The sequence below is a fragment of the Kineosporia mesophila genome (assembly GCF_021129235.1).
GTDB lineage: Bacteria > Actinomycetota > Actinomycetes > Actinomycetales > Kineosporiaceae > Kineosporia > Kineosporia mesophila.
Window position 1 is genome coordinate 35,278 of sequence record NZ_JAJOMA010000023.1, and the last position, 14,471, is coordinate 49,748.

Genomic DNA, 14,471 nt, shown 5'->3' on the forward strand with positions numbered 1-14,471 from the left:
AACAACGCCTCATGGCGCACGGGTCAGAGACGTGACTTTTGACGAGGACCGCTGCCAGATCCGCACGGGATCAGCGCCCTGGGTGATGGTCGCCCTGCGCTCAGCCGCCATCAGCCTGCACCGACTGCAGAACCCCGCCATCAACGTCGCTGCTGCCCTACAGCACCACGCCCGTCATCCAGGCAAAGTCGTCATGCTCTTGACCAGCGGGAAAGGACTTTGACGGGGCTGTCCCTGGCCCGTTCAAGCCGGAGCCCGCTGAGATCGCCGTCGTCCCGATCTGGGTCAGCGCAATGCGGTTCGTGGCCCGGTAGAATCGCGCCACAGCACTCGGGCCACCGTGCCCTCCGGCAGCGGCCCGTCGCGGCCCTGCAGAGCGTTCAGTAGCCGGCGCATGGCCCGCTTACCGAGGTCCTCGTAGTCGACCTCGACGGTGGTCAGGGTGGGGGAGAGCCAGCCCCCCAGGGGATTGTTGTCCCACCCGGCGATGCTGATCCGCTCAGGGACCGGCCAGCCGCGCTCGATCGCCCCCCGGACGGCGCCGGCCGCCAGCATGTCGTTGGCCGCGACGATGGCCGTGACCGGGCTGTCGGAAGGGAGCCCGAGGACGGCGAGACGGGCCGACTCAGGATCCCAGTCGCCTCCCGCAATGCCGTGGGAATGCAGGCCCAGCCGGTCGATCGACTCCAGATAGACCCGCTCGCGATCCCGGGCCGTGGCGTACAGGCGATCGCCGGCAAGGTGAAGGAAGTCGCGGTGACCGAGCTCGGCCAGCCCCTGGACGAGTTCCGCGACGGGTGCTGCGTCGGCCAGTTCCCCGACGGCATGCAAATCGTCGTCGTAGTCCGGGGAGACCACCACCGGCGTCCCGGGAGCGAAGGGAATGCTCTCGGGGTGAAGCGCGGTCAGGACGAGAAGTCCCTCGAAAAGACCCGATTCGGCGAGTTCGCGGGCCCGGTCGGCGCGTTCCTCTGCCGTGCCGTCCATGGTCACCGCCTCGGCCTGGCGCCCCTCGTGGCGAGCTGCCTCGCTCGCCCCCAGCAATATCCGCATGGCGCTGGTGGCCTCACCGACCGGAAGCAGCACGGCGACGCGTCCGGTGCGCCGCGTCCGCATGGCCCGGGCGGCGAGATTGGGCTGATAGCCCAGTTCCGCGATTGCCGACTCGATCTTCTCCCGGGTCAGCGTCTTGAGGCCCTTGCCCTCGAACCGCAGATACCGGGACACCGTCTGATGCGAGACCCCGGCCCGGGCTGCCACCTGGTAGATGGTGGCCCGGCGGGGTGGGGGAGCGGTGGTGCTCATGAATCGTCCCGGTTCGCAGCCTCTGCCCTGAGGTTCACCATGCGCCTTCCCCCTGCCGTCGTCAGTTAGTTCGCAAACTACTCTTGCATAAAAGTGATCGATCACTAAAACTAGGTCCGTCGCGAATAGTGATCGATCACCTTCTGGGGTCAGGCCCCGGTCCGACTTCATCAAGGGAGATGAGAGGCATGTCCGCACACGTGCAGGGCCCGGATCCGGGTGGTGTGACCGCCCCAGTGGTCGAGGCCCGCCCCGCAGCCGCGGGGGCCGACCGCCCCCGGGTCCGGCCGCCCAGGCCGCGAAAAAGCGCCAGGCCCAGGCCGTCGTTCTGGTTCGCGCTGCCGGCGCTGCTTCTGTTCGTCGTCATCGTCATCGCCCCGAACCTGCAGGGCTTCGCCTACTCGTTCACGAACTGGGACGGGTTCAGCCCGGCCGCGGACCTGGTCGGCCTGAAGAACTTCTCCTCGCTGTTCAGCAACGGCAACTCCGGGCGGGCCGTCCTCAATACCCTCGTCCTCACCGCGGTGGTGACCGTCGGCCAGAACGTCCTGGGCCTCCTGCTCGCCCTCGGGCTGAATGCGAATATCAAAACCAAGTACGCACTACGCCTGGTCTTCTTCCTTCCCGTGGTGCTTACCCCGATCGTCTGCGGGTATCTCTGGAAGTACCTCCTCACCCCCGAGGGCTCCCTGAACTCCGCATTGTCCGCCATCGGGCTGCCCGGTCTGCGTCAGGACTGGCTCGGTAACCCGGACCTGGTTCTGTTCTCCGTCTGCGCCGCCATCATCTGGCAGGGCGCCGGCTACTCGATGGTGATCTACCTGGCCGGCCTGCAGTCCGTGTCTGAGGACGTGCTCGAGGCGGCGGCGATCGACGGAGCCGGCCCGAGCCGCCGCACCTGGTCCATCACGCTGCCGTTGATCAACGGATCGATCGTGATCAACCTCCTGCTGACCGTGCTCGGCAATCTCAAGCAGTTCGACACCGTGTTCTCGATGACCGGTGGGGGTCCCTCCGGGGCCAGCGACACGATGGCCACGATCGTCTACAAGACCGCCTTCCAGTACCTGCAGTACCCGACCGCCCTGGCTCAGGGAGTGATCCTGACCCTCTTCGTTGGCTGCGTCGGGTTTGTGCAGTACCGGCTGACCCAGCGGAAGGCTCTGGTATGAAGCGCTATACGAAGAAGACGGCGGCCCTGGAGGCAGCTCTGATCGCCGCCGCGATCATCTTCCTCATCCCGCTGTTCGTCCTGGTCTCGGTCGCGCTGCGCGATCCGGCCGGCTCACCCGGCTTCCTCGGATTCACCTGGCCCCTGAAGTTCGGCAACCTGGCTACGGCGTGGAAGCAGTCGCAGATGGGCCCCTCGATGCTGAACAGCATCATGATCACCGGCATCTCGGTGCTCCTGGTGATCGGGATCGCCTCCACCGCCGGCTACGTCATCGCGCGCCGGACCGAGCGCTGGTCCCGGGGGATGTTCTACCTGTTCCTGACCGGGTTCCTTTTCCCCGGTCAGCTCGCGCTGGTGCCCCTCTACGTGGCCTTCACCAAGGCCGGCCTGGTGGGAAACCCGTTTTCGGTGATTCTGATCAGCACCGCGGGAAACCTGCCGTTCGGGATCTTCCTCTATACCGCCTTCCTCCGGGACCTCGCGCCGGACTACGAGGAGGCGGCGACGCTGGATGGGGCCACCCCGTTCCGGATGTTCCGGTCGATCGTGTTCCCGCTCATGCGTCCGGTCACCGGGACGGTCGGCATCCTCAGCTCGCTGGCCATCTGGAACGACTTCATGCATCCCCTGCTGTACCTGACCGGCGGAAGTACCCGGACCGCACCGTTGTCCGTGTACACGTTCGTCGGCGAGTACAGCGCCAACTGGCCCCTGGTGTTCTCCGCGCTGATCACCTCGGTGATCCCGATCCTGGTCGCCTACTTCCTGATGCAGCGGTTCATCATGCGCGGCTTCGCGACCGGACTCAAGGGCTGATCCACCCGCCGTCCCCCTTCGAAAGGCGAGACCCCATGTCAAAGAAGACAGCCGTACGCACCCTGGCAGCGACTGCCGCCGGAACTGCCCTGCTGGCAGCCGGATTGGCCGGCTGCTCGACCGACTCGGCCGGATCATCGTCCTCCGACACGCTGACCGTAGGCGTCAACGGAGGTGCGTCGATGAACGCGGTCAAGGCGACGTTCGAGAAGGCCAACCCGGGCGTCACGATCCAGGTCAAGGACTACTCGCAGAACTTCCGCGAAGTCATCGGGACGCAGCTCGCAGGGGGCAATGCTCCCGACGTCCTGGCGATCACCGGCGGTGGGGGCAACAACATCAGTGCGAAGGTTGCCGGTGACAAGGGCTACTACGCCGACCTTTCGGGCCAGAGCTGGGCCGCGATGGTCCCGGCCACGCCGAAGGAGCAGCTCTCGAACACCAAGGGCCAGCTGGTAGCGGTGCCGATGACGCTGTCGTCGATCGGCGGGATCTACAACCAGGGCGCCATCCAGGCGGCCGGTCTGTCGGTTCCGAACACCTGGAGTCAGGTTCTGCAGTTCTGCCAGGAAGCGAAGGCGAAGGGCAAGGTCGCCTACGGTCTGGGCCTTTCCGACACCTGGACGACGCAGATGATCCCCTACGCCCTGACCGCCTCCCTGGTCTACGGTCCGGATCCGAAGTTTACCAGTGAACAGAGCAAGGGAACAAAGAGTTTCAGTCAGTCGGCGTGGAAGACGTCGCTGGACATGTACATGCAGATGAAGGGCCAGGGCTGCTTCAACTCCTCGCCCAACGGCACGCCGTACTCGCAGGTGCAGGACGCGATCCGCAAGGGCAAGACGCTGGCCACGGTCAGTGTCGCCAGCGAGACCGCGGCCATTGAGCTGACCGGTCCCGCTGACCTTGATCTGACCTACGCGGCGTTCCCGGCCACCGATGACGCCTCGCAGACCTATCTGTCGACCTCAACGGTCGGTTTCGGGATGAATGCCAAGACACAGAAGAAGGCCCTGGCAGAGAAGTTCCTTTCCTGGCTGGCAACCCCCGAGACCCAGGTCGCTTACGCCAAGGCCTTCGGCGATACCGCGGCGATGCCCGGCGATGTCAAGCAGGAACGTCAGGTCAGCACGCTGGTGCAGGAGTACGTCGACAAGGACCGGATCACCGTCTGGCCCGACCGGGACTGGCCGACCACCACCATCCAGCCCGAGGTCTTCGACGGTGTGCAGGCGCTTTTCAGTGGCCGGGCGCACGTCGGTGACGTGCTGAAGAAGATGGACGCCGCCTTCACGCAGAGCTGAGCCCACACCGCCGCCGGACGTACGCAGAACGAGAGAGTGAGCATGAGCCCTCAGCAGATCATCGAGGTTACGGCGGGCACGAGCGACCGTCGCCCCCAGCGTGGCCAATGGCAGTCCTACGTCCTCGGGCCGCACGACGATGATGTTTCACCCGAGCGCGTGCTTCGTACGTCCGGCGGGGTGACCGTGGGGCGTTACGGCATCGGCGACATCACCTTGAGCCGGCGCCCAGGTGACCCGGAACCGGAAATCGTGCTCGACTACGGTCGCAACGTCTCCGGGGTGCCGTATTTCCAGATCGACGCGGCCTCGTACGGCGCCCATCTGCGGGCCAGCTACAGCGAGAGCGCCGCATGGACCGTTCCCGAGGGCGACGTCGAGGGCAGTCACAACGAGAGTGGCCATCGAGAGCGCTTCGAGGAGTTCACCCTGACCGGTGCCGGGACGGTCAGCAGTGGCCGGATCCAGGGCGGGCAGCGTTACCAGCGGATCGCCCTCACCTCCACGGGCTCGGTCACCCTGCGGCGGACGGGTTTCCGGTTTACTGCCTTCCGGGCGACCGCAGAGGACTACCAGGGCTGGTTCCTGTCCAGTTCCGACCAGATGAACCGGGTATGGTACGAGGGCGCCTACACGGTGCAGCTGAACCAGTTGCCGGCCAACACCCTTCCCCGGCCGTGGACCCTCGCGGACGGCCACCTCGACGCGGACGGGGGCACCATCGCGGTGCTGTCGGACCAGCAGTGGGAAGACGTCGTCGTGGAGTTCGATGTCCAGATCGTGCGCGGGGCAGCCGGCTGGGTGGTGCGGGCCGATGGCGATGGTCGCAGCGGATACCTGCTTACCCTGGCGCACGAACCCGGCAAGGAAACGACGCATGTGCTGCGCCTGTTCCGTTTCGACGACTCCATCGACCACCGTCCCCAGGATCTGGACCGCAGGCTGTACCCGGTGACCTCAACCGGGCTGTCTCTGCCCGCCGGCGACGAGGACGAGCCCTGGCACCACATCCGGACCGAGGTCGCCGCCGCTGTTCTCCGCACCCACATCGACGGCACCGGCCCCTACGAGACCGGGATCGCCGACGGGCCTGGTCCAGGGGCCGGAACCGTCGGATTGCGGGTGGCCTGGCTCGATCATGCCCGGTTCCGGAACCTTGTCGTCCTCGATCCGGAGGGCGCCGAGCTGTACGCGAACGGCCTGGCGGCCGAGGACGCGCTGAGCGCCTGGACTGGGCCCGCACTCGGCCATCCGGATCCACTGCCGGTCATCCTGGACGGAGGCAAGCGGGACCGCACGGTCTGGAGCGGAGACCTGCTGGTGCAGATTCCCAACGTCTTCCACACCTCTGGGCAGGAGCCCTACGTGCGGGGTTCCATCGAGTTCCTGAACGGGTACCAGGAACCCACGGGTCAGTCCGCGGCACGGGTCCCGCCCATCATGCCGCCCGCCAGAGCGCCCCGCTCGGGCCAGACCTATTCGGCGGTCTATTCGATGCACCAGATCACCAACATCGCCCTGCATCATCGATACACCGCCGATACCGAGTTCCTGCGTACTCAGTGGTCTGCCGTGCTGAGGGAACTGGAGTTCGACCGTTCGCTGCTGGACCACCGGGGCCTGATCGTCACCGACGAGAACAATGGACTGGATTGGGACTGGTATGACGGACCGAAGCTGGGGGCTGTATCCGCCTATAACGTATCGGCTTACATCGCCCTGAGACATGTGGCCGACCTGGCTGATGCACTGGGTGCAACACCCTCCGGCCCGGAGCTGCGTGAGCAGGCGGCCCGGCTGCGGGAGGCCATCAACGCCCATCTCTACGACCAGGATCGACACCTGTACGTCCTTTCGGACGTGCTTACCGACAGCGTCGCGCAAGACGCCAACGCGCTGGCGGTGCTGTCCGGTGTCGTCCCTGATGGCGAGGGGCCCGCTGTGCTGGCGGCTCTCGGTGAGACACTTCCGCAAACGCCCTTCGGGCCATCGCCGTTCACCCCCGAGACCGGGTTCTGGGACGCTGTGAGCCCTTACGTCGCCGACATGCACCTGCGGGCGCTGTTCCATACCGGCCAGACCGAGGCTGCTTTCGACCTGTTGCACATGATCTGGGGTTACATGGCCGACTCCGGCGAGCACGCAACCGGGACCGCCTGGGAACTGATCGGAGTGGACGGAGCCCCCGGGTTCGGGGCCAAGACGAGCCTGGCGCACGGCTGGGGAGCCGGTGCCACGGCCGCACTGTCGACTTATGTCCTGGGAATCTCCCCGGTGAGCGCCGGGTTCCGGTCCTGGAGCTTCGCACCGCAGATGGGAGACCTGAAATGGGCGCAGGGCCGGGTGCCCACACCGCACGGTCCCATCGATGCCTCCTGGGAACGTGACGGCGTCCGTCTCACCCTGACCATCACTGCTCCGGAGGGCACATCGGGCCAGATCGTTGTGCCAGTTGCGGCGGATGTGGACGAGGCATTCCTGGCCGGTGAGGACGGGCTGGGCAACTCCTTCAGCCTGGTGCGCACGGCGGAGGGACCGGGAACGCTGGTCCTGCCGGTAACTTCAGGCGGCTCCTATCGCGTGGATGTGCGATGAGCTCGCGCGGAACTGCGGTGGTCTCCGCAGGGGTACCAGTGAACGGTCTGGTCTTGCTGGACGACGCCGCAGACGGGGTCACTCTGGCCGTCCGGGGAACCGGCACCAGTATTGCGGTGGCGAGGGCTGAGACCCCAGCCGTCCAGCGGGCAGTCCGGGATCTGGTCGCAGACCTCACCAAGGTCTGTTCTCCTGTCGTGTCGACCACCGGCCGGAGAGACCATGCCCGCGTCGTCATCGGCACGGTGGGAACCAGTCCGCTGATCGACGAGGCGATCGCCCGTGGTGAACTGGATATTGACGGGCTCGCTGACACCGACGGCCGGTTGCGCTGGGAGGGGTATCTCCTTCACACGCTCAATGACACGCTCTGGATCGTCGGAGCAGACCGGCGCGGAACCATTTTCGGGATCTACACGCTGTGCGAGGCGATGGGGGTCTCGCCCTGGTGGTGGTGGGCGGATGTGCCCACCCGCGAACGCGAGCACATCACGATCGGGCGCGCGGTCCGGGTGGCTGACCATCCCTCTGTCCGCTATCGGGGTCTGTTCCTGAACGATGAGGAGGAACTGGACGCCTGGGCCCGGGCGCACACCCGCGACGGGACCATCGGTCCGCAGACCTACGAGCGGATCTTCGAACTCCTGCTCCGGCTGCGCGCCAACTACATCTGGCCAGCGATGCATGTCAACGCGTTCAATGCCGCCGCCGAGAACGGCCGTCTGGCGGACGAAATGGGCATCGTGGTCGGCACCAGTCACTGCGACATGCTGCTGCGCAGCAACCAGCACGAGTGGCAGCCCTGGCTCGAGAGCCAGGAAGATGACGGGGTGGAGTACGACTACTCCCTCGACGGCGCGAACCGTGATGCGCTGAAGTCCTACTGGAGCGGCAGTGTCGAGCAGAACCGCGCCTACGACGTGACCTGGACGCTCGGCATGCGGGGAATCCACGACTCGGGCTTCGCCACGAGAGCGATCGACGAGGAGCCTGACCTGTCCGAAGAGCAGAAGCACCGCGCCCGGGTGGCCCTGCTGTCGCAGGTAATCCGGGACCAGCGGCGTATCCTGATGGACACCCTTGATTCCGGCACCCCGGCCCCTATGCAGACTTTCGTGCCGTACAAGGAAGTCCTGGATCTTTACGACGACGGCCTGGACGTTCCGGACGACGTCACGATCATCTGGTCCGACGACAGCTTCGGCCACATCCGCAGGTTCCCGGACGCGGATGAGCGGCGCCGCAGCGGGGGCCATGGGCTGTACTTCCACTCGTCCTACTGGTCACCGTCCTCGCGCAGCTATCTGTGGATCTCCTCGATGCCGCTGGCACAGATGAGGCACGAACTGCGCAAGGCCTGGGACCGCGGGATCAGGACGCTGTGGGTCGACAACATCGGCGCTTTGAAGCCTCTGGAACAGGACGCGGAGTTCTTCCTCCGTCACGCCTGGGAGGCCGGTAAGGAGACATCCACCGCCGACACAACGGATTTCCTCACACAGTGGGTCGATCGGTCGTTCAGCGGCGGTCACGGGCACACGGTCGCCGGCCTCCTGGAACGGTGGGCGGAGACGACGCAGGTTCGCCGGGTCGAGCACCTGACCCATCAGGCCTTCTCACAGACTGCCTACGGGGACGAGGCGGGTCGACGGGTACGGGATCTCCGGGACTGCTTCGACGCCGTCAACCGGGTTCTCCTGGCTCTGCCAGAAGCTGAACGCGACGCGTTCTTCCAGCTCGTGGCGTTCCGCGTCTACGCCTCGTACCTGGCCGGCGCCCAGTTCATGTTCGCCGACCGCAGCACCCTCAGCTTCGGGCAGGGCAAAGCGCAGGCCGCCGACCTGTACCTCGACTGGTCGAGGCATTTCGACCAGTTACGCCGTAAGCTCATCCGCCACTACAACCAGGCCGTTTCCGGAGGTAAGTGGGACGGCATCATGACGCCCGATGTCTTCCCGCCGCCGGCCACAGCGCAGTTTCCGGCGGCCAGGCCCGCATTGACGATCGGTGAGCCCGGGCTCGGTGTCGTCGTGTGGGGGGAGGAGCGGCCCTCCGCCTCGCCGACGATCGCCTTCGTCGCGCACGACCAGGCGCCCCGATGGATCGAGGTTTTCAACACCGGCTCCGAGGCCGTCGACTTCCAGATCCTGGCCGACGACTGGATCGAGGTTGCGGTGCGGTCGGGCCGGGTGTCCACCGAGCAACGCATCCACGTGCGTCCTCACATCTGGGCCGGCGCCGCGGAACGATCCGGAACGATCACGATCAGGGATCTTGCCACTTCCGTGACCCTGAACATCGCGGTGATGATGGCTGCCGGCGTGCCTGCGGGGGTGGAACCGGGGACGTTCATGGAGACCGACGGCATTGTGTCCGTCCCCGCCGGGGGCGGCCTGGTGAAGGATCCGCCCGGCGGCTGGTCCGCCGTCCTCCGGCCAGGGCGCCGCGATGGGAGCCTCCTGGAAGCACACAGCGGTTCACCGGGCCAGGAGGGGGCGGCGCAGTACCGGTTCGCCCTCACCACGGCCGGGTCGCACCATCTGGAATTGCATCGCCATCCCAGTTTGGACGCCACGCACCGGCTTCGCGTCCGGGTCCGGGTCGACGACCTCCCACCGGTCGTCGTCGAGACGCCGACCACTGACGAATACCGCGGGATCTGGACCAGGATGGTCGTCGAACAGGTGGAGCGCCTGGCCGTGCGTCTGCCGTATCTCGAGACCGGGGAACACCGGATTCGGCTGGAACCGGTGGACGACGGCTTCCTGGTCGGCCGTCTCGTGATCTATACCGGCATTCCCCGACCGACAGCCTTAGGCCCACGACCCAGCCCGCAGTACGGGCTACCGGTCGAAGATGCACCCGACCCCGCTCCGGGCGACCAGGACCCCGCTCTAGTGGAAAAGGCGGGGCGGGAGGTCGGTGTCTTCGGCGCCGACCCCCTCCCCGCGGTCGACGTGATCCATATTCCGCGTCACTACTGGGACAGCGAGACGACGTTTACCCGCACCCTGGCCACGGCCCAGTCCGGTGGCTCGGCGCCCCATCCGTTCTCGGTGGGCGGGCGGCGGAAGGACATCCTCGCGGATCTGCCCAAGGGTCCGGTCAGGGAGCACCGCGGAATCATCGCCATCGAGGTTCAGCGGGCGCTACGGAACACTCCCGACGCCTGGCTGAGCCCAAGCCTGGACACACCATCCGTCTCCTGGGTGCACACGCAGGCCGAGTCCACGCACGGCCGGCGGCTCGCGCTCCATGTCGATGAGCTCGATCGGCAATGGGACAAGGCGCACGATGCCCCCGGGATGCATTTCGCGACCCTCGTGACTCGGCCCGGGACCTACCGCCTGTGGGCTCTGGTGAAGTTCGACTCCGACCGCGACGATTCCTTCTTCATCGCTGTCGATGGCACCCCCCGGCCGCTGGCCGAACAGTTCAGCGGGGGAGACATGTTCAGCTTCGGTGTCGTTCAGGCTTGGGTGTGGGTCGAGATCACCGAACTGAACCTGCCGGCCGGACGTCACACCGTCTCGGTCCTGGCCCGCAAATCACGTCTCCGGATGGATCGGCTGTACCTGACGATCGGCGAAGAGTTCCCACCCGGCGATCACGACTGGGCGCAGCCGTAACCGGTGGCTGACCCGTCCCAGGCGCCACCCCCAAGGCGTTCGTCGAGGGCGACGAACGAGAGAGGATCCATGATGGCTCCCCGAAATGCCCGACGATCCGCCCGGGCCCTGCTCGGTCTGGCAGTAGTTGCCGCCGTTGTCACGTCATTCGCACCGTCAGGTTCTGCGCTGGCCGACGCCCCGTTGGCCAGCGTTGTGGCCGGCCCGCGTGATGACCTCGGCCAGTTGTACGCGTCCGTGACAGGCCTGCGTTCCAGGGACTACACCACCGTTTCCTGGCGAAAGTTCAGCCGGGAATACGCTTCCACCGCTGAATTGATGGCCGGTGAGCTCAGCGCCGAACAACGTCAGGCGGCCTATGCCGGTCTTGACGCCGCCGTCGCCGCGCTCGTCGAGACCCGGGGACTGCGAGATGATGTGGCCGAGTTCGCCACGAGAGACCGCCGTGACTACGAGGGCAGGGCCTGGAAGCGGTTCGCCATCGCGCTCGAAAAGGCCCGGGCTGTGCTGAGGGTGGCGGGTCCCAGCAAGAAGACGGTCGTGGCCGCCAAGAACGGTCTACTTGACGCTGCCGGTGGCCTGACGACGATCTCGCGGGGTGGTCTCGAGACGATCCAGAACAACACGTTCTGGAAGGACACCGACGGCAACCCGATATATTCCCAGGGCGGAGGTGTCTTCCGGTTCGGTGATACGTACTACTGGTACGGCGTGCAGTACACCGGAGCGGTCAAATACTACAGCAATCCGACGAACCCGAACTCTGACACCGCGTTTCAGGCCATCACGGTGTACTCCTCCCAGGACCTGGTGCACTGGAAGTTCGAGAACAACGTCGCCACCCCCGCGACTGCCGTCCACATCCCGACGAGCAAGGATGTCACCGAGGACTGGTTCTCCCGGATGGACACTCTCGCCGACACCTCGTGGCTGGGCCGTCTCGGGGTGACCTACAACGAGAACACCGGTAAGTACACGATCATCTCCCAGACGGGGACCAGGTTCGGCAGCGGCCCGACCGCCGGTGGGGACATTTTCCTGCAGAGCGACTCCCCGACCGGCGATTTCCGCTATGCCAATATCCAGGCCGGCTTCGAGGGAACCGGTTACCAGAGCACCGGGGACCAGACGGTCTTCACCGACGATGACGGCAGCGACTACCTCGTGTTCTCCAACCCTTCTGGGCGGGCCAACGCTTACGTGGCCAAGATCTCGGACGCGGACTCGCTGAGCGTCGGCCCGGCCACCCGGATCGGCTACGTCCCGGCCGGGCGCGAGGGCAACGCGATGTTCAAGGCGGACGGCCACTACTACGTCGCCAGTTCGGACCTGCACGGCTGGAACGCTTCAACCACCCACATCATCCGCTCGGCGGGAACTGACATCACCGGGCCCTACTCCGCCGACGCTGTTCTGGACGGTTCTCAGCAGGACTACAGCCACGTCACCCAGAGCGGCTTCTTCATCAACGTCACGGGCACCGAACAAGACACCGTCCTCTACGCCGGAGACCGTTGGTCCGACTTCGCCTGGAACGGCCTCGGCTACAACGACTGGGTGCCGATCACCGTCAACTTGGACGGAACCACACACTTCAACTCCCTCAGCCAGTGGAAGCTGAACGCGACAAGCGGGAAATGGGCCGTGGGGGAGGGCAACAACTACGTTCTGAACCCTGACTTCGCCGCGGACCGGGCTTCCGTCCCGACTATCACCGGTTGGGCGGCCAGTGCCGATCCGGGCACCACGAACACGGATTTCGTCACCAACAGCCTGCCGGGGGCGGATGAAACCCGATGGTCGGGCAAGCTGCGCAGCGCAACGGCCTTCTCCGGAGCCCTGAGCCAGACCGTTGCCGTCCCGGCCGGGACCTACCGTTTCGCCCTGAAGTCACTCCTTACCGGTCAGCTCGACCATGCCCGCGCGCACATCACCGGTGCGCCGGGGGAGGACTACACGCTCGATCTCAACGCTCCGACGGCCACCTGGACCGACCACGGACTCGAGAGCCTGCAACTCACTGGCGGTGAGGTGAGCATCCGGATCGAGGCCGGAGGCACCGGCTCGGCGAACTCAATCTGCGTCGACGCCCTCTCACTGATGCGAACGACGGACTGATGCCATCCAGCACCTCACCGTGGCCCGATCCGAGCCACGGCGAGGTATTTTCGACCCCAAGGCTCCGGTCCGGGAACGCGTCCGGACCCGGTCCCGCGAGAAAGGAGCATCATGAAGATCGTCAAGGCCGCCGTTATTCTCACCAGTCCCGACCGCAATTTTGTCACCCTCCGGCTGGAGACGGACGAGGGCCTGGTCGGGGTGGGGGACGGCACCCTGAACGGCCGGGAGCTGGCCGTGGTGGCCTATCTGCGGGAGCACGTCGCCCCGCTGCTGATCGGCCGGGACGCCTCGCGGATCGAGGACGCGTGGCAGTTCCTCTACCGCAGTGCGTACTGGCGGCGCGGTCCGGTGACGATGGCGGCGATCGCAGCGGTGGATACGGCCCTGTGGGACATCAAGGGCAAGGCCGCCGGGATGCCGGTGTACCAGTTGCTCGGCGGGGCCTCCCGGAATGGCCTGCTGACCTACGGGCACGCCTCCGGCAAGGAGCTGCCGGAGCTGTTCGACAGCATCCGCGCGCATCAGGCCCAGGGCTACAAGGCGATCCGGGTGCAGACCGGGGTGCCCGGCCTTAAATCGATCTACGGGATCGCGTCCAACGTCACCTTCGAGGCCAACACCGGAGTGCGCTACGACCACGAACCGGCCCAGCGCGGTGATCTGCCCAGCGAGGAGGACTGGGACACGCGCAGCTATCTGCGGCACGTGCCGACGGTGTTCGAGGCGGTGCGTCAGGAGTTCGGTCCCGAGCTGCCGCTGTTACACGACGCGCATCACCGGCTGACCCCGATCCAGGCCGCCAAGCTGGGTAGGTCCCTGGAGCCGTACGACCTGTTCTGGCTGGAGGACGTGACGCCGGCGGAGAACCAGGAAGCGTTGCGGCTGGTCCGCCAGCACTCCACGACCCCGCTGGCGATCGGCGAGATCTTCAACAGCGTGTGGGACTACCAGTTGATCATCCGTGAGCAGCTCATCGACTACGTGCGCGGCGCCGTCACCCACACCGGCGGCATCACCCACCTGAAGAAGGTGCTCGACTATGCCGGCCAGTACCAGATCAAGTCTGGGATGCACGGCCCGACCGACATCTCCCCGGTCGGCCTGGCCGCGCAGATGCATCTGGGGCTGGCCATCCACAACTTCGGCATCCAGGAGTATATGCAGCACGGAGAGCGGACGAACCAGGTCTTCGAGCAGTCCTTCATGTTCACGGACGGCCTGCTGCACCCGGGTGACCAGCCCGGCCTGGGAGTCGACCTGAACCTGGCCGAGGCGGAGAAGTACCCCTACCGGCGGGCGTATCTACCGTTCAACCGGCTCGCGGACGGCACCGTTCACGACTGGTAGGTCAACGGGGCATCAGGGTTCGAGCGTTGTCGCCAGCTGGCCGCGCGCCCATCCCGAGCTCCAAGTGATCCATCGGTACCTGTCTGAGGACCTGTATGAGAGGGCCGAAGGGCTCAGGGCCACCGACATGTACCAGAGCGGGCCAATCGGCCAGAGGCCTGAGCACTTCCAGCCGGTTGC

At 66.1% G+C, this 14,471-nt stretch carries 8 protein-coding genes; 7 read left to right on the forward strand and 1 reads right to left on the reverse strand.

From position 1 onward, the window contains the following. Positions 1-285 precede the first annotated feature (285 nt). A complete protein-coding gene (locus LR393_RS26755) occupies positions 286-1,305 on the reverse strand; it encodes a LacI family DNA-binding transcriptional regulator (RefSeq protein WP_231487574.1) in 1,020 nt (339 codons plus the stop codon). Between the two features lie 188 nt (positions 1,306-1,493). Here LR393_RS26755 and LR393_RS26760 point away from each other — a divergent pair, with 188 nt between their 5' ends. The 7 genes from LR393_RS26760 to manD all read left to right on the forward strand — a co-directional run bounded on the left by LR393_RS26760 (position 1,494) and on the right by manD (position 14,291). Then, on the forward strand, positions 1,494-2,477 hold the full coding sequence (locus LR393_RS26760; RefSeq protein WP_231487576.1) for a carbohydrate ABC transporter permease: 984 nt from the start codon (positions 1,494-1,496) through the stop codon (positions 2,475-2,477). Then, positions 2,474-3,295, forward strand: a complete 822-nt coding sequence (locus LR393_RS26765) for a carbohydrate ABC transporter permease (protein WP_231487578.1) — start codon at positions 2,474-2,476, stop codon at positions 3,293-3,295. Before LR393_RS26760 ends, LR393_RS26765 begins: the two co-directional genes overlap by 4 nt. Positions 3,296-3,330: 35 nt before the next feature. Then, positions 3,331-4,599 carry an ABC transporter substrate-binding protein gene (locus LR393_RS26770; RefSeq protein ID WP_231487582.1) on the forward strand — a complete coding sequence of 423 codons (1,269 nt, stop codon included), beginning with the start codon at positions 3,331-3,333 and terminating at the stop codon, positions 4,597-4,599. A gap of 42 nt (positions 4,600-4,641) precedes the next feature. After that, on the forward strand, positions 4,642-7,194 hold the full coding sequence (locus tag LR393_RS26775; protein WP_231487583.1) for an alpha-L-rhamnosidase C-terminal domain-containing protein: 2,553 nt from the start codon (positions 4,642-4,644) through the stop codon (positions 7,192-7,194). Continuing rightward, on the forward strand, positions 7,191-10,823 hold the full coding sequence (locus tag LR393_RS26780; protein ID WP_231487585.1) for a glycosyl hydrolase 115 family protein: 3,633 nt from the start codon (positions 7,191-7,193) through the stop codon (positions 10,821-10,823). The genes LR393_RS26775 and LR393_RS26780 overlap by 4 nt, the downstream gene beginning before the upstream one ends. A 318-nt stretch (positions 10,824-11,141) precedes the next feature. Next, the gene (locus LR393_RS26785; RefSeq protein ID WP_231487587.1) at positions 11,142-12,941 is read left to right on the forward strand and encodes a family 43 glycosylhydrolase; all 1,800 of its coding nucleotides are present in this window, start codon (positions 11,142-11,144) and stop codon (positions 12,939-12,941) included. Between the two features lie 111 nt (positions 12,942-13,052). Next, a complete protein-coding gene (gene manD, locus LR393_RS26790) occupies positions 13,053-14,291 on the forward strand; it encodes a D-mannonate dehydratase ManD (RefSeq protein ID WP_231487589.1) in 1,239 nt (412 codons plus the stop codon). The last annotated feature ends 180 nt before the right edge of the window (positions 14,292-14,471 follow it).